The organism is Bradyrhizobium sp. HKCCYLS3070 (genome assembly GCF_051167575.1).
GTDB lineage: Bacteria > Pseudomonadota > Alphaproteobacteria > Rhizobiales > Xanthobacteraceae > Bradyrhizobium.
The window spans coordinates 1,373,239-1,388,761 of record NZ_JBNPTI010000001.1; the positions used below are offsets into that span (position 1 = coordinate 1,373,239).

Genomic DNA, 15,523 nt, shown 5'->3' on the forward strand with positions numbered 1-15,523 from the left:
CCATGGCCAGCGAACGTCAAATCGGCTCTACCAGCGCGCTGGCCCGCTCGCTGCTCGACCTCTGCCGGTCGCGCAAGCTGATGATCGCGACGGCCGAGTCCTGCACCGGCGGCTTGGTCGCCGCGGCCCTGACCGACATCCCCGGCTCCTCCGACGTCATCGACCGTGGCTTCGTCACCTATTCCAACGAGGCCAAGCGCGCGATGCTCGGCGTCGAGGCTTCGACGCTGCAGACCTTCGGCGCCGTCTCCAAGGAGACCGCGATCCAGATGGCCGTCGGCGCCCTGGAGCGCGCCGACGTCGACCTCGCCGTCGCCATCACCGGCATCGCCGGCCCCGGCGGCGCCACCCCCGGCAAGCCGGTCGGTCTGGTCCATTTCGCCGTCGCCGCCCGCGACGGCCGCATCACCCACCGCGAACACCGCTTCGGCGCCATCGGCCGCAGCACCGTGCGCACCCGCTCGGTGCTGGAAGCCCTGCGCCTGCTGATGGAGCTGGCGCGGCCACAGGTCGCTGCCAAGCCGAAACGCGCGGCAGCGACGCGACTACGTCCGCGCGTGGCCCGCACGCCGCGGCTGCATCCGGTCAAGCGGCCGAGGCGGCCCCGGACGTAGTTGGAAGTGACGCGCGCGGCTCTCGCCGCATCGTCATCGCGAGCGCAGCGACGCGATCCAGTTCTACCGACCTGCATCGTCGAGCTGGTGCTCCTGACGGATCGATCGCGAACCGAACCGCGGCTGGAATTGCGCATCATCGGCGCGGTCGAGGTCAGGATCGGACACCTGGACCGCATGGACGGTTTCCGTCTGGACGTCAGGGACATCGGTCATTGGCACCGGGAGAGAATACGCTTCGAGGTGGTCGATGACGAATCGCAGTTGCTATCTCTGCAATGTGCCGATTTTGAATTCCTCCTGATCGGTTACGCTGAAGGCACGATCAATTGAGCATCGAAAGTGCGCCTCGCAATGATGATAAACGGAGAGTTGCCGCACGATCTCGAAAGCGTGATTTAACAATGTTGTCATGAATCAAGCTTGGGCTGGCGTTGAACCGTCAAGGACATCGCGACGACGGACGCGAAGCGCTCCTGACAGCATGACAAGCTCGCTAGACCATCGCGCACCGCGAACTTGATCGACGCAACCCTCGCGAGAGCGCGCCGAGCTACATGTCAGGAGGAGATCATATTGCTAGACCGCACATTCGCTGCCCTCTCGTTCGTCCTCCTACTCCTGACCTCCTCCGCCCAAGCCGCTGGCTTGCAGCTCTTGGAGGTCGATCACGGATTCCACGGCATCATCTGGACGCCTTGCGCCGCAGACGCCGGTAGCGTGCCGGTTGGAAGCCTCGCGATCCCAGGGCTGGAGACACTGCCCGGGGTAAAGAATTGTCCAATCAATGGCACGAAGCTGCCATTGGTCGTCATGTCCCACGGTCGCGGCGGCTGGATCGGTGGAAACCACGATGTTGCGGAAGCGCTGGCGGACGCGGGATTCATCGTCGCGGCGATCAACCATCCCGGCGACAGTGTCGGTGACCTGGCGCAGCGCGACAGCCTGTCGGTCTGGCTCTCACGGCCGCAGGACATCATGCATCTGATCGATTTCATGTTGAACGATTGGACAAGCAGAGCCGCGATTGATCCGGACCGGATCGGCTTCTTCGGCTTTTCGCGCGGTGGCTACACCGGAACCGTTCTCGCCGGCGTCGACCCGGACTTTCAAAGGGTGGCGCACTACTGCACGCAACAGAACCCGTTCTGCGAGCAGGTCCGCAATGGCGAGTTTCCCAGAAGCTGGCCGCACGACGAGAGGATCAAGGCGGCCGTGCTGGCCGACGCCGCCCACACGGTCGGATTCACGCGAGCAAATCTCGCGAGCATCAAGATTCCCCTCCAGGTCTGGCGCTCGGAGCTCGGCGGCAACGGGGTCGATCCGGAAGGGACCGCCCGCGTAACCGCGAGCCTTCCCGGCACGCCCGAGGTCCACACCGTGCCCGCCGCGCATTTTGCTTTCCTCGCGCCGTGCTCCGCGGAGCTCGCGGCCGCCGTCCCGCGCATCTGTGCTGATACGCCTGCGGATTTCGACCGCGCGGCGTTTCACCGAGAGTTTGACGCCCAGGTCGTCAGGTTCTTCTCCGAGAAGCTGGGCAAGTAGGATCCGTGGCAGAACCTGCGTTCCGCCGCGTCGCTCTCAAGCGCGCCAGGGCGGGCGCCGGCACAGCCGCCGCGCCTCGTCGCGTGTCAGGCCGTAGTCCCGCAGCACCTCGTCGGCGATCCGCGGCAACTCCCGGGCGAAGCGGCGGCGCTCGCGCCAGCGCTCCCACCAGAGCCGCAACAATGACGCGGGCTTGAGGTCGGCGCAGCTTTGATGGGGAGCCGGTGGCGCCAAGTAGTAGATCTTGGCGCCCGGCCTGGGCGAGATGGGATGGCGCGACAAGGGATCACGACCGAGCGCGCAGAGCCCCGGCGATCGCGAGGCGCCGCGGAGCATACGCTCCTCGATAGCGATGACCCTCGGATCGTCGGTCGTGCTCGGCATGGCGGGCTCCCCTTCAAATGAAGAACCTGCCGGCAACAAAAAAAGCCGCCAGGTCCCTGGCGGCTGTTCGGATCAAATGCTGCAAATCGTCAGATTGAGCGCGATCCTCCCGCCGCCAGCGAGCTACGGTGCGTGATGCGACCAAAACGATGGGTGGCGGCGGTGATCATGGCCGGCTCTATAGCCGATCCATCTGAGGTTGTCATCCATCGAATGGATGCGAGGCCGAGCGGCCTCCCCCAAATTTGCTCAGGACGGAAAAGCAGCGACGGTCCGCGCAAGTTGCCGCGCCAACGGTCCAGGCAGAGCCTCATCGAAAATCCGGCTCAGCGTGCGGTAATACCAGATCGTTCCATCCCTTCCACCGGTGAAGCGTTGCCACACGACGTCGCCGACCTCATCAAGGTCGCTCGCGATCGCTTCCGCGTTGTCAACCTTGTCAGCGAGCGAGACCAGCAGCGATGACACCGGCTTGAGGGGCAGCCGGGCGAGATAGGCTTCCTTCCGCGGGCGCCATTCGGGCTTCGGATCGACCCAGGAATCCGTGCAGTCCGCGACGATCCCGGCGACGCCATCGCCAAAACGCCGGCGGATCTCATCCAGCGTGGCCTGCCCGCCCTGGTCCTCGGCGGCGTCATGCAACAGGCCCGCGATAGCCTGCACCTCGCTGCCGCCCGCCGACAGCACGCGGCTGGAGACGCTCAGCAGATGCGCGATGTAGGGTACGTTGCTGCCCTTTCTCAATTGGGTCCGGTGCAGCCTTGTCGCATAGACGAGCGCTTCGTCGTAGAGATGAGAGAGTGACATTGCTTGCTTTCTTCTCTGGCTGACGCAGGGTCAGACCGATGGTTCGTCGTTGGTCACTATCGGCATTGTTCCAATCATTGGGCACCACGTCGAGCATCATCCTAGCCGACCCGTCGGGCAAATCAGCTGGCGTGCGCAATAGCGGAGAGCCCGTTTCCGGTGTCTTGCTGCGATCAAAGCGCATCGCGAGGGCGTGCGCCAAGACACTGATTTCCTCAATCCGTTCAATGTCCGACTCACTGTCCAGTCCTACCGACGAAAATATTCTCGTTTCTATTTTCCAGAACTCGTGTTTCCCTCCCCTCATCCCGCCTCGACACGAGGGGCGTATCGCGATCGTCACGACACGCGAGGTGGGAAGGCGATGGCCGCCGAGGGGCCGCAGCGCGTCTTGGACGTGCGGACGAACGGCTCTTGGCGGACGTGAAGTCGCAGCGTCCTGACACCCCGAAGCTGGTGTCACGCCGGTGGAGATGATGATCCGCCGGTCACGGGGGCAAAACAGCCGGTCCCCGGGGAGACTGCGTATAAGCGTGAAGACCGTCGCGCGGGGAATGCCGGGATGTCTCGGCTGCACCTGTGGTACCTGCCGCCTGCATTTTTTTCCGCAGGCGGGCCGTGGGGGCGGCGAGCTCCCGGCATTCCCTGCGCCCTCGTGATCTGAGAGGGCCGATCGAGATGCACAGCCCGGGCGTGATGGCGCCGCGGAGGATGCGGCTGCCTGTCCGCTCGATGCCGTCCCCCATCATCCAGATCGCCCACGATTATCGTACGCGCCGCCCTGGCCTAAAGGTTTTGGTTAATTTTGTCCTGCTACGTCTCGCGCATTCTTCTCTGACAGTGGATTCGGGACCCCATGGCTTTCTTCTCCGGCAAGTCGGCTGATCGCACGCATAACCTCCTGATGACGGAGCTGTTCGAACGTCATCGCGACGCCATCCTGGTGATGTCCGACGGCAAGATCATCGCCTGCAACGAGACCGCGGTCCGATTCGGCGGCTTCCGCAGCAAGCAGGACCTGCTGTCGCGTTCGCCGGCGACCATGGCGCCGGAGTTCCAGCCCGATGGCAAGCGCTCCGCCGACGTGGTGCGCGAGATGGATGCCAAGGCCAGGCGCGAAGGCCACGCGACGTTCGAGTGGACCACCAAGCGCGCCGACGGCAGCCCGGCGCTGGTCCAGATCACGCTGGTGCCGACCCAGGTCGAGGGCCAGACCTACGTCATGAGCTTCCGCCGCGATCTCTCCGACCTTGTCGCCGCACGCGAGGAGAAGAAGCGCGCGCTCGACCGGATCGCCAAGGATTTCGAGACCTCGGTCGGCGCCATCGCCAATGCGATCTCCGGCGCCTCGCGCGAGGTCGAGACCACGGCGGCCTCGCTGACGACGACCGCGGATCAGGCCGCGCAACGCGTGGCGCTGGTGGCGTCGGCGTCGAACTCCGCCTCCTCCAACGTGCAGTCGGTGGCCGGCGCCACCGAGGAGCTGTCGACCTCGGTCAGCGAGATCAACCGCCAGGTCGCGACCTCCTCGACCATCGCCGCCGAGGCGGTCGAGGCGTCCTCGCGCACCAACGACCTCGTCAACAGCCTGGCGGACGCGGCGGCCAAGATCGGCGCGGTCACCGACATGATCAACGCGATCGCGAGCCAGACCAACCTGCTGGCGCTGAACGCGACCATCGAGGCGGCACGCGCCGGCGATGCCGGCCGCGGCTTCGCCGTCGTGGCCTCGGAGGTGAAGAGCCTGTCGAGCCAGACCGCCAAGGCGACCGACGAGATCAGCGCGCACATCAGCGCGATGCAGCGCGCCACCAGCGATACGGTGGCTGCGATCCAGGGCATCGGCGGCACCATCGGCCAGATCAGCGAGATCGCCAAGACCATTGCGACCGCGGTCGATCAGCAGGGCCACGCGACGCAGGAGATCGCCCGCTCGGTCAGCCAGGCCGCCAGCGGCACCCGCGAGGTCGCCACCAACATCGGCTCGGTCAGCCAGACGGTGGAATCGGCCGGCGGCGCCGCCCGGCAAATGCTGGGCGCAGCCGGCCAGCTCGCCAAGCACGCCGACGAGCTGCGCGGCAAGGTGAAGGACTTTTTGACCGCCGTGCAGGCGGCGTAGGTTTCGGTCGCGGCTCGACGTGTCCGCGATTGCACGGCTCCGCGAAGATGTCGCGGAGCAGCTGTTTGAAGACGTGGATAGGATTTTGAAGCCAAGTTGCGCTGGCCACGGCTTCGTGGGTGCAACTTGCTGTGAGTTGGCAGGCCGCCAGCCTCACCCTCCGCTGTCATCCCGGGCAAGCCGCAGCGGCGCAACGCGCCGCGGAGGCGCCGACCCGGGATCCATACGCCGCAGCAGATGTGGTTAGACGAGCTCGGAGTTACCTGCCTGCCGCCACAAGCAGTCCTGTGGTTATGGATCCCCGCTTTCGCGGGGATGACGACGGAGGGTGAGGCGCCCTCTATCGTCTACCACTGGAAGACATGGAGAAAGACTTACGTCGACGACACCGCGGGCTTGCGGCCGTAGATCGCATCGGCGCGCTTTTCGAACGCCGCCGACATGCGCGCGAAGACGGTGTCGAACATCGAGCCCATCAGCATCGCCAGCATGCGGCTCTTGAACTCATAGGCGATGAAGAACGTTACCTCGCAGGCGCCCTGCTCGCGCGGCTCGAAGCTCCAGCGGTTTTCCAGGCTGGAGAACGGCCCGCTGACATACTCGACCAGGATGTTGCGCTTGGCCCGATCCAGCGTCACCCGGCTGGTGAAGGTCTCCTTCACGAGCTTGAACGACACCGTCATGTCGGCGACGACGACCTCGGTGCCGTCAGGCTTCTGGCTGCGCTGGCGCACCACCAGCTTCTCGCACAGCGGCACGAACTCCGGATAGCGCTCGACATCGGCGACGAGGTCGAACATCTGCTCGGCCGTGTGCGGCACGCGCCGCTTGTTGGAAAATCTCGGCATCTCGTCTCGATCAGCGCGCCATGGCTTCGCGCGCGGCCTTCAGCTTGGCGAAATCCTCGCCGGCGTGGTGCGAGGAGCGCGTGAGCGGGCTCGCCGACACCATCAGGAAACCCTTGGTGTAGGCGACGGTCTCATAGCCGGAGAACTCCTCCGGCGTGACGAAGCGCATCACGGCGTGATGCTTCTTGGTCGGCTGCAGATACTGGCCGATGGTGAGGAAATCGACCTCGGCCGAGCGGAGGTCGTCCATCACCTGCAGCACCTCGTGGCGCTCCTCGCCGAGGCCGACCATGATGCCGGACTTGGTGAAGATGGTGGGATCGATCTCCTTGACCCGCTGCAGCAGCCGGATCGAGTGGAAGTAGCGCGCGCCGGGCCGGACCGAGAGGTAGCGCGATGGCACGGTCTCGAGATTGTGGTTGAAGACGTCGGGCTTGGCGGCGACGACCTGCTCCAGCGCGCCGTCCTTGCGCAGGAAGTCGGGCGTCAGCACCTCGATCGTGGTGGTCGGACATTTCGCGCGGATGGCGCGGATGGTCGCGGCGATATGGCCGGCTCCGCCGTCGGCGAGATCGTCGCGATCGACCGAGGTGACGACGACATGGGCGAGGCCGAGCTTGAAGGTCGCCTCCGCGACGTGCTCCGGCTCGCCGGCGTCGAGCGCCTCGGGCAGGCCGGTCTTGACGTTGCAGAAGGCGCAGGCCCGCGTGCAGGTGTCGCCCATGATCATGAAGGTGGCGTGCTTCTTGTCCCAGCACTCGCCGATATTCGGGCAGCCGGCCTCCTCGCATACGGTGACGAGGCCGTTCTCGCGCACGATGTTGCGGGTGTCGGCATAGCCGCGGGTGGTCGGCGCCTTGACCCGGATCCAGGCCGGCTTGGCCGGCGAGATGGAATCCGGCCGGTTCGCCTTTTCGGGGTGGCGGGGGCGCAGCGGCGTGTTCGCGTTGATGTCGACGATGGTGACCATGGGATTCGCACAAACCTCTGTTGCGCCCTAGCTATTCCGTGCCGCGGCGCGCCGCAACCGGCTGGCCGAGGATACCAGGGCATGGCAGATATGGGCAGCGCGGAACAGCGCTCACCACGGCGGATTTCCTTGAGAATGGCGCAAAAACCGGCAAAAGCCCCCGGGGTTTCACGGCCCCGGCGCAATGCTGCGGCCAAGCGGCTGACGCGGGCGTTCTTCGCCCGCGAGGTGCTCGCGGTGGCGCCGGAGCTGATCGGGGCGACCTTTCTGGTCGACGGCATCGGCGGGACCATCGTCGAGGTCGAGGCCTATCACCACACCGACCCGGCGGCGCATTCGTTCCGGGGCCCGACGCCGCGCAACCAGGTGATGTTCGGCCCGCCCGGTTTCGCCTACGTCTACCGCTCCTACGGCATCCACTGGTGCATGAACTTCGTCTGCGAGGTGGAGGGCTCGGCGAGCGCGGTCCTGATCCGGGCGATCGAGCCGACCTTCGGGATCGACGAGATGCGGCGGCGGCGCGGGCTGGAGGATGTCAGGGCACTATGCTCGGGGCCGGGCAAGCTGACCGAGGCGATGGGGATCACGATCGCCCATAATGGCCTGGCGCTGGATGCTGCACCGATCGAGCTGTTCGCCCGAGCGGGCGATGTCGATATCGTCACCGGCGTCCGCATCGGCATCACCAAGGCGGTCGAGCTGCCGTGGCGCTTCGGGCTCAAGGGCTCCCGGTTCGTGAGCAAGCGGTTTCCGCGCTAAGCCGCTGGCCGTCATTCCGGGATGGTCCGAAGCACCAGACCCGGAATCTCGAGATTCCAGGTTCGATGCTTCGCATCGCCCCGGAATGACGAAGGAGAGAGGACGACGTCACGCGCCCTGCAGCCGCGACAACGCGTCCTGGAGCTTGGCCTTGCGGGCCAGCGCCGCCTCGCGCTTCTCCTTCTCCTCCTCGACCAGTTCCTCGGGCGCGTTGGCGACGAACTTCTCGTTGCCGAGCTTCTTGTCGACGCGCTCGATATCGGCCTCGGCCTTGGCGATTTCCTTTCCAAGGCGGGTGCGCTCGGCGGCGAGATCGACGACGCCCTTGAGCGGCAGCGCGGCGACCTCGCCGCGCACGACGAGCTGGGCGGAGCCTTCGGGCGCCGTATCGGCGAAGGAGATGTCGGAGAGACGCGCAAGGCGCTTGATGACCTCGCTCCAGCGCGGTGCGCGCTCCCTCGTCTCGGCGGAGGCACCGACGAGCGCGAGCGGCATCAGAGTCGCCGGCGGGATGTTCATCTCGGCGCGGACCGAGCGGATGGACGTGACGAGATCGACCACCCAGCCGATCTCGGCCTCGGCCGCCTCGTCCTTGAAGCTGGCGGCGTCGAACGAGACCAGCAGCGGCGGCACCAGAGGGTCGCCGAAGCTGGCGGCCGACAGCGCGGCGATCTCGGCGACCGTCGGCCTGTCGGTGCGGTGCGGCCAGGGTGACAGGGTCAGCAGACCGTCGCGCTTGGCGGTCGACTCCCACAGCGCCTCGGTGATGAAAGGCATGAAGGGATGCAGGAGCTTGAGGATCTCGTCGCGCGCCCAGGCCACCATCGCGCGGGTCTCGGCCTTGGCGGGGCCGTCCTCGCCGAGCAGGGTCGGCTTGGAGAGCTCGACATACCAGTCGCAATAGACGTCCCAGACGAAGCGGTAGATCGCATTGGCCGCGTCGTTGAAGCGATACGCCTCCAGCGCCTCGGTGACCTCGCGCGTGGCAGCGGCCGCCTCATGGGCGATCCAGCGGTTCAGCGTCTCCTTGGCGGAGCCCGGATCGAAGCCGTCCGGCACGGTGCAACCGTTCATCTCGGCGAAGCGGCTGGCGTTCCAAAGCTTGTTGGCGAACTTGCGGTAGCCGTCGACGCGCTGGGTCGACAGCTTGATGTCGCGGCCCTGCGCCGCCATCGCGGCCAAGGTGAAGCGCAGCGCATCGGCGCCGTGCTCGTCGATCAGCGCCAGGGGATCGATGACGTTGCCTTTCGACTTCGACATCTTGGCGCCCTTCTCGTCGCGGACGAGCGCATGGATGTAGACCGTCGAGAACGGCACTTCCTTCATGAAGTGCAGGCCCATCATCATCATGCGGGCGACCCAGAAGAAGATGATGTCGAAGCCGGTGACCAGCACGTTGGTCGGATAGTAGCGCTTCACCTCGGGCGTGGCGTCCGGCCAGCCGAGCGTCGAGAACGGCCACAGCGCCGAGGAGAACCAGGTGTCGAGCACGTCCTCGTCACGCGTGATGAAGCCTTCGCGCTTGTTGCGGTCGAGCGCCATCTCGCGGCCCTGCTCCGCCGTGATGACCTCCTGCTCGACGTAGTAGCCGATCGCGTGACCGACGGCCTCCTCCTCGGTCTCGGCGACGAACACCTTGCCGTCAGGGCCGTACCACGCGGGAATCTGGTGACCCCACCACAGCTGGCGGGAGATGCACCAGGGCTGGATGTTCTCCATCCAGTCGAAATAGGTCTTCTCCCAGTTGCGCGGCACGAACGTCGTCGCGCCCGACCTGACGGCCGCGATCGCCGGCTGCGCCAGGGTCTTGGCGTCGACGTACCACTGGTCCGTGAGATACGGCTCGATGACGACACCGGAGCGGTCGCCATGCGGCACCATGTGCGTGTTCGGCTCAACGCGCTCGAGGAAGCCGAAGGACTCCAGCCGCTCCAGGATCTTCTTGCGCGCAGCAAAGCGCTCGATGCCGTGGAACTCCCTGGCGAACTCCTCGGAGCCCTCGGGAAGGCCGCGCAGATAGTCCTCGTTGTCGACCAGCGCGATGCAGCCTTCGCGATCGAGGATGCTGATCTGCGGCAGGCCGTGGCGGCGGCCAACCTCGAAGTCGTTGAAGTCGTGCGCCGGCGTGATCTTGACCGCGCCGGTGCCCTTCTCCGGATCGGAATAGGTGTCGGCAACGATCGGGATCTCACGCCCGACCAGCGGCAGGATCACGCGCTTGCCGACGAGGTGCTGATAGCGCTCGTCGTCCGGATGTACCGCGACCGCGCTGTCGCCAAGCATGGTCTCGGGACGCGTGGTGGCGACGACGATGAAGCTGGTCGGATCCTCGGGGCTGAACGTCGTCCCCTCGATCGGATAGCGCAGGTACCAGAGGTTGCCCTTGACCTCGATCTGCTGGACCTCGAGGTCCGAGATCGCCGTCAGCAGCTTCGGGTCCCAGTTGACCAGCCGCTTGTCCTTGTAGATCAGGCCGGCACGGTGCAACTCGACGAACACCTTCACGACGGCCTTGGACAGACCCTCGTCCATGGTGAAGCGCTCGCGGCCCCAGTCGCAGGAGGCGCCGAGGCGCTTAAGCTGGTTGATGATGGTGCCGCCGCTCTCGTCCTTCCACTGCCAGACGCGCGCGAGGAACTTTTCGCGGCCCATCTCGCGGCGGCCGGGTTGCTGGCGCTCCATCAGCTGACGCTCGACCACCATCTGGGTGGCGATCCCCGCGTGGTCGGTGCCCGGCTGCCACAGCACGTCGCGGCCGCGCATACGCTCGAACCGGCACAGGATGTCCTGCAGCGTATTGTTGAGCGCGTGCCCCATGTGCAGCGAGCCGGTCACGTTCGGCGGCGGGATCACGATGGTGAAGGGATCCGCATTGCGCCGATCGGGGCGACCGGCGGAGAACGCGCGGGCATCCTCCCAGACCAGGGACATGCGACCTTCGAGATCGGTGGGCTGATAATTCTTATCGATCATGGCATTTCCAGCGGCGCGGGGCCGGCTGTCCAATTCGGGATGTCGCGGAACTCGTCCGGGCCTTTTGTGACACGACCTGAAAAAGCTCGCGCAAGCTGTTGGTGCTTGGGCTGTTTTCGGACTGATGCCCGACCGCGGACCGCGCTCCTGGAAGAGCCCTCTCGATCCGTCCGGCAGGGATCAGCTTGACAGGGCTAGAAAGCCGCCGCGGCGCGCCAAGTCAACAGCAGCGGCGAACATTGACGGATAGCGTCTACCGCCCGCCGCGGCTCACTCCAGAACGGAACACGAGATCGTGCCGTCCTGGCGTCAGCGGCCGCGCGAGACGCGCTCGATCTCGGCCTTGACGATGCGCTCCACCAGGGCCGGAAGATTGTCATCCAGCCACGATTTCAGCATCGGACGCAGCATCTCCTTGACGAGGTCCTCGAGCGTCCGGGCGTTGTTGCTCAGCACCGTATTGGCCAGCGCGTTGAACGCCGATTCGACGGCGTTCACCGTCGATGGGGCCAGGATCGGCTGCTTCGGTGTGACTTGCTCGAACGCGGACTCGAAGCTGGCAGCCTTCTGATTGAGCCGCCCGGCCTCGATGAACTCGATATCGTCCCGCGGATCCACCTTTCGGAAGGATGCCGCGGCGGGGGCTGGCGCTGGAGCGGGAGTCGGTGGGGCCACTGCCATGTCGTCGGTCAACTCGAGTACTTCAGGTTCGGGCTCGGGTGCTACCGGCCGAACCTCTGCGACCGGAGTCGTTTCATCCAAACCCGCCAGCAATGCGTCAATGTCATCCTGGTTGTTGCTTGCGGACGCCGCCGGCGGTGCGGGAGGCGGAGGTGCGGGCTTGGCGGGAGCCGCAGCAGCGATCTTCGAAGGTGGGATGTCGTTCATTACCGGCTTCGCAGCCGGGGCCGCCGGCTTCTCGGCCTTGACCGGCTCCGGCGCGGCGGCCTTGTCTGCCGCCGGCGGCTTACCCTCGTCGTCGGCAATGATACGCCGGATCGACGCCAGAATCTCCTCCATGGAGGGTTCTTGGACCTTCGCAGGCTGCGTCATTTCCGACTCCAAATCAGCAACGCTGCCGTACGAACCGGCTCAGCGCAAAAGTCCCGGGCGCCGGCCCCAAGTGGCTTGGACTTCTCAACGGACATGCCAACTTGTCTCCGGACAAGGCCTGATCGATGCAAAACAACAGAACGATACTGCCCATGTCGGAGTCTATTCTTGGAAGAACTTCCGACGCAGTCCGAATCGTTCGGCGGCCATTTTGAGGCTATGTCATGGCAACAAATGAATGCAAGCAACGCTGGCCGCGAACCCGGTGGAGCACGGAGGTCGCCCGTCAAGCGTCGCCCATTCGTCACAACCACAGCATGTGCCACAAAAAAATCCCCCGGCCAAGGACCGAGGGATCAGGGTCGATATTAAGAATGTACTAACGACCATCCGGCGTCCGTACACCCGCCCAGTTATCCCGGACCTGCTGGTAGTGCACGCTGGGATCGTAGGTGGTCGTCGGCAGGTTCAGCACCTGCGGTGACAGCCGCCCCACGGTCTGAAGCACCGTATAGGATGCCACCACGCGGTCATGCTGGGCGTTCACCAGCGAATTCCGCGCGTTGACCAGCGCCTGCTGAGCGTTGAGCACGTCGAGGGTGGTGCGCTGCCCGGCCTTGGCCTCTTCGCGGACACCATTGAGGGCGATCTCGGAGGCTGAGACCTGGGCCTGTGCCGACTGCACCTGTGCCTTGCCCGCGAGCAGCTTGCCCCAGGCAGATACCACGTCGGAGCGAGCCTGATCGCGGGTCTGCTCCAGGACCAGACGCTGCTGCGCCAGCGACTCCTTGGACTGCCGGATCAGCGCGTATTCCGCCCCTCCATTGTAGATCGGGACGTTCACCGAGGCGACAGCCGACGCGCTGAACCCACGATAGGATTGCAGGCTCGACTCATAGCCCTGCTGCGCCTGAGCCTGGACGTTTACGGTCGGCAGCAGAGCACCCTCGTTGATCCTGACCTGCAGATACTGGACGTCGATGCCGTACATCGCCGAGGTTACGTTCGGGTTTTCCGTCAGAGCCGTTTCGACCGACTGCTGGAGGGTTGCCGGCAAATAACGGTCGACAGGAGAGCCCGGCGCCAAGTTCTGGGGATCGTTGCCGATGATTCGGCGGAAGTTCGAGCGGGTCGCCGTTAGTTGGGCCTCTGCTGTGAGCTGCTGCGTGCGGCCGGCGGCGAGCTGAGCCTCGGATTGCGCGACGTCGGTGCGGGTGACCTCGCCGACGTTGAACCGATCGCGGGTCTGCTTGAGCGTCTGCTCCAGCACCCGCGTGTTGCTGCGCTGGACCTCGACGATCGCCGCATCGCGCAGATAGTCCATATAGATCGTGGCCGCCGCTAGCAGCACCTGCTGCTCAAGAATGCGGAGAGCCTCGCGTTGCGCCGAGACGTTCGCCTCAGCCTTGCGCACGCCGTTTGCCGTCTGCTGACCGTTATACAGATTCTGGTTGACCGTCAGGCCGACGCTTCGCGGCCTCTGCACGCCGTTCACGGCCGGCGTCGCGGGTGCCGCTTGCAAATCCGTATACTGAATGCCCGCCGTCGCATTCAGACTGACCTTCGGCCGATACCCCGAGAGTGCCTGCGGAACGCCTTCGTCGACCGCACGAGCCTGGGCCCGCGACGCGTTCAGTTGCGGGTTGTTCTGATAGGCACGCACCAGCGCAGCCTCGATCGTGTCGGCCAGCGCAGGCGTCGGGCCTGCACAAGCCATCACGAGGACCACAGCCGCCGCTGCGGTGACGAGCTTCACCCCAAACATCCCTGTTCCATTCATTTGTTACCGGCTCGAACGCCAGAGCCGGGCCGTAACCTGTTGAAGAGACTCCCGCGCACCTCGCACCTTATTCCCCATGCAAGCGCAACGGAACCACCCAAGCCTGGAACCCGTATCGAAAACTGTCAACGTGCAGCATCCAGGCCACACTTCTGATTTAAAACAGAATTTTGCCCGCCCGCGGCCGCGAAGACGACGCACCAAGCCGTGCTGCGCGACGGGCGGCTCGGCAATTCAGAGGGGTCGCTAAGGACCTCGTCGGACGACTTAAAAAACGAACTCGGGGACCCGCTCGAGACCGGAAATGACCGGCGCCGCAGCATCGAACAGAACCCTGCTGCCGATATCACCATGCGATCGCGTAAAGATCATGGCGCGGGCGGGACGCGCGGCGGCGAAGACGCCGACCAGGCGGCCGCCCTCCTTCAATTGACGGCAAAGACCGTCCACAGCGACCTCGGTCGCTCCATTGAGGAGAATCACGTCGAAGCGGCCGTCCGCCGGATCACCCTGCGCGGCCGGCGCGACTCGAATCGTAACCGGGCAGCCATCGACGGCGGCAAGCAGCTGCTTGGCGCGCCCTTCGATGGCAGAATCGACCTCAGTCGCCGTCACGCTGCCCGCCAGTCGGGCGGCCAGCGCGGCGAGATAGCCCGTCGCGCATCCAACCACCAGCACGCTGTCGGTCGGCTTGATCTCGGCAGCCTGCAGCAGTTTTCCCGTCAGCATCGGCTTGATCAGATACCGCTTGGCCGAGGCGGTTTCGGAGACGTCGAGATCCAAGTCGAGGTAGGCCAGCGCCTGCCGATCTGTGGGAACGTAGGCTTCCCGCGGCACGGTCAACAACGCATCCAGCACGCGGTGATCGGTGACGTCGTTGGTCCGGACCTGACCATCGACCATTTTCTGGCGCGCCGTCGCGAATGAAGACATGAGCAGACCTGCAAGCAAAGCGGATGGACCGCGGACGATCTGCGCAATCTTTTGGTACAAGGCCCTGGAAAAGGCAACATGCGGGTTTCAACGGAGCCGCTGGGACGCCACCTGTGAGTGAGCCGACCGCCGGCTACTCGATCACCACGGCCAGTCGCCCGAGCAACTGCGCGATCTCGTCAATATGTTCGGAATCACCGCGCGTCATCATGTCGGCCAACCGCGTGAGACATTCGTCATCGCTGAGACGCTCGACCTGGTCGGGAATCAACGAGGGCGCGGAGACTGCTTCAGCGAATGGGACGACGGTGTTTGGCATCTACGACACTCCATGACCGCGGGCACTGGCCGGTTCCAGCAAACTATCGGGGCCGGTTTGCTCCCTTCCAAGTGAATTTCCTGTCATCGAACTGTGGGCGACCGCTGCCCAGCAAGCGTTCAAAATCAATCTAACCATCTGAAATTTCGGTATTTTATTCCTGAGCCCGCAATCGTCGCAAAGATGCGATTTCGTTCTATGCAAGGCGAAACGGCTTTGTTATACGCAGCCGCATTCGCGAACATTGCTTCGCCTGTTCCTCGGTAGCTCAGCGGTAGAGCATTCGACTGTTAATCGAATGGTCGCTGGTTCGAATCCAGCCCGGGGAGCCATTCTGGCCATGCCGAATGGTTCTATATATCCTCCCAATCCCTCTTTCTTGTGACGCGGGACATCCGCCGATTGGCCGCGAACGTGCG

General features: G+C 65.0%; 14 protein-coding genes and 1 tRNA gene. 6 read left to right on the forward strand and 9 right to left on the reverse strand.

Features of this window, described 5'->3' with window-relative positions:
• Positions 1–2 precede the first annotated feature (2 nt).
• From ACQR03_RS06315 to ACQR03_RS06325, 3 genes are all read left to right on the forward strand, one after another.
• The gene (locus ACQR03_RS06315; protein ID WP_315711887.1) at positions 3–614 is read left to right on the forward strand and encodes a CinA family protein; all 612 of its coding nucleotides are present in this window, start codon (positions 3–5) and stop codon (positions 612–614) included.
• Positions 615–947, forward strand: coding sequence for a hypothetical protein (locus ACQR03_RS06320; protein WP_434841054.1), 333 nt, complete (start codon positions 615–617; stop codon positions 945–947).
• 480 nt (positions 948–1,427) lie between these two features.
• Complete coding sequence (locus ACQR03_RS06325; protein WP_409998640.1) at positions 1,428–2,159, forward strand: alpha/beta hydrolase family protein; 732 nt, start codon at positions 1,428–1,430, stop codon at positions 2,157–2,159.
• Positions 2,160–2,195: 36 nt separating this feature from the next.
• On the opposite strand, the gene ACQR03_RS06330 is transcribed toward ACQR03_RS06325, so the two are convergent.
• Positions 2,196–2,543 (reverse strand): DUF1127 domain-containing protein, encoded by a 348-nt coding sequence (locus ACQR03_RS06330; protein ID WP_434841055.1) that lies wholly within the window; start codon positions 2,541–2,543, stop codon positions 2,196–2,198.
• A 249-nt stretch (positions 2,544–2,792) separates the two neighbouring features.
• Entirely contained in the window at positions 2,793–3,350 is a 558-nt protein-coding gene (locus ACQR03_RS06335; RefSeq protein WP_434841056.1) for an HD domain-containing protein, read from the reverse strand.
• Between the two features lie 856 nt (positions 3,351–4,206).
• On the opposite strand from ACQR03_RS06335, the gene ACQR03_RS06340 reads away from it, so the two are divergent.
• Positions 4,207–5,469 carry a methyl-accepting chemotaxis protein gene (locus ACQR03_RS06340; RefSeq protein ID WP_315711879.1) on the forward strand — a complete coding sequence of 421 codons (1,263 nt, stop codon included), beginning with the start codon at positions 4,207–4,209 and terminating at the stop codon, positions 5,467–5,469.
• Between the two features lie 374 nt (positions 5,470–5,843).
• On the opposite strand, the gene ACQR03_RS06345 is transcribed toward ACQR03_RS06340, so the two are convergent.
• Positions 5,844–6,317 (reverse strand): type II toxin-antitoxin system RatA family toxin, encoded by a 474-nt coding sequence (locus ACQR03_RS06345; RefSeq protein ID WP_315751114.1) that lies wholly within the window; start codon positions 6,315–6,317, stop codon positions 5,844–5,846.
• Between the two features lie 10 nt (positions 6,318–6,327).
• Positions 6,328–7,287 (reverse strand): lipoyl synthase, encoded by a 960-nt coding sequence (gene lipA / locus ACQR03_RS06350; protein ID WP_315827589.1) that lies wholly within the window; start codon positions 7,285–7,287, stop codon positions 6,328–6,330.
• 135 nt (positions 7,288–7,422) lie between these two features.
• Here lipA and ACQR03_RS06355 point away from each other — a divergent pair, with 135 nt between their 5' ends.
• Positions 7,423–8,046, forward strand: a complete 624-nt coding sequence (locus ACQR03_RS06355; protein WP_434841057.1) for a DNA-3-methyladenine glycosylase — start codon at positions 7,423–7,425, stop codon at positions 8,044–8,046.
• A 108-nt stretch (positions 8,047–8,154) separates the two neighbouring features.
• Here ACQR03_RS06355 and ACQR03_RS06360 read toward each other — a convergent pair whose 3' ends face one another.
• The 5 genes from ACQR03_RS06360 to ACQR03_RS06380 form a co-directional block, all read right to left on the reverse strand.
• On the reverse strand, positions 8,155–11,019 hold the full coding sequence (locus ACQR03_RS06360; protein ID WP_434841058.1) for a valine--tRNA ligase: 2,865 nt from the start codon (positions 11,017–11,019) through the stop codon (positions 8,155–8,157).
• Positions 11,020–11,328: 309 nt separating this feature from the next.
• A complete protein-coding gene (locus ACQR03_RS06365) occupies positions 11,329–12,072 on the reverse strand; it encodes a PopZ family protein (protein ID WP_315751110.1) in 744 nt (247 codons plus the stop codon).
• A gap of 379 nt (positions 12,073–12,451) precedes the next feature.
• The gene (locus ACQR03_RS06370; RefSeq protein WP_315751109.1) at positions 12,452–13,837 is read right to left on the reverse strand and encodes a TolC family outer membrane protein; all 1,386 of its coding nucleotides are present in this window, start codon (positions 13,835–13,837) and stop codon (positions 12,452–12,454) included.
• 282 nt (positions 13,838–14,119) lie between these two features.
• Positions 14,120–14,785, reverse strand: a complete 666-nt coding sequence (locus ACQR03_RS06375; protein ID WP_315712619.1) for a protein-L-isoaspartate O-methyltransferase family protein — start codon at positions 14,783–14,785, stop codon at positions 14,120–14,122.
• 133 nt (positions 14,786–14,918) lie between these two features.
• Entirely contained in the window at positions 14,919–15,104 is a 186-nt protein-coding gene (locus ACQR03_RS06380; RefSeq protein ID WP_315711872.1) for a hypothetical protein, read from the reverse strand.
• Between the two features lie 257 nt (positions 15,105–15,361).
• Between ACQR03_RS06380 and ACQR03_RS06385 the strand changes: the two genes are divergently transcribed.
• A tRNA-Asn gene (locus ACQR03_RS06385) sits at positions 15,362–15,436 on the forward strand.
• Positions 15,437–15,523: the final 87 nt, after the last annotated feature.

Excerpts from the sequence above, each read along its gene's own strand:
- ACQR03_RS06315 (WP_315711887.1), top strand. The coding sequence starts at position 3 with ATGGCCAGCGAACGTCAAATCGGCTCTACCAGCGCGCTGGCCCGCTCG.
- ACQR03_RS06325 (WP_409998640.1), top strand. The coding sequence starts at position 1,428 with ATGTCCCACGGTCGCGGCGGCTGGATCGGTGGAAACCACGATGTTGCG.
- ACQR03_RS06330 (WP_434841055.1), bottom strand. The coding sequence starts at position 2,543 with ATGCCGAGCACGACCGACGATCCGAGGGTCATCGCTATCGAGGAGCGT.
- ACQR03_RS06335 (WP_434841056.1), bottom strand. The coding sequence starts at position 3,350 with ATGTCACTCTCTCATCTCTACGACGAAGCGCTCGTCTATGCGACAAGG.
- ACQR03_RS06340 (WP_315711879.1), top strand. The coding sequence starts at position 4,207 with ATGGCTTTCTTCTCCGGCAAGTCGGCTGATCGCACGCATAACCTCCTG.
- ACQR03_RS06345 (WP_315751114.1), bottom strand. The coding sequence starts at position 6,317 with ATGCCGAGATTTTCCAACAAGCGGCGCGTGCCGCACACGGCCGAGCAG.
- lipA (WP_315827589.1), bottom strand. The coding sequence starts at position 7,287 with ATGGTCACCATCGTCGACATCAACGCGAACACGCCGCTGCGCCCCCGC.
- ACQR03_RS06355 (WP_434841057.1), top strand. The coding sequence starts at position 7,423 with ATGGCGCAAAAACCGGCAAAAGCCCCCGGGGTTTCACGGCCCCGGCGC.
- ACQR03_RS06360 (WP_434841058.1), bottom strand. The coding sequence starts at position 11,019 with ATGATCGATAAGAATTATCAGCCCACCGATCTCGAAGGTCGCATGTCC.
- ACQR03_RS06365 (WP_315751110.1), bottom strand. The coding sequence starts at position 12,072 with ATGACGCAGCCTGCGAAGGTCCAAGAACCCTCCATGGAGGAGATTCTG.
- ACQR03_RS06370 (WP_315751109.1), bottom strand. The coding sequence starts at position 13,837 with ATGTTTGGGGTGAAGCTCGTCACCGCAGCGGCGGCTGTGGTCCTCGTG.
- ACQR03_RS06375 (WP_315712619.1), bottom strand. The coding sequence starts at position 14,785 with ATGTCTTCATTCGCGACGGCGCGCCAGAAAATGGTCGATGGTCAGGTC.
- ACQR03_RS06380 (WP_315711872.1), bottom strand. The coding sequence starts at position 15,104 with ATGCCAAACACCGTCGTCCCATTCGCTGAAGCAGTCTCCGCGCCCTCG.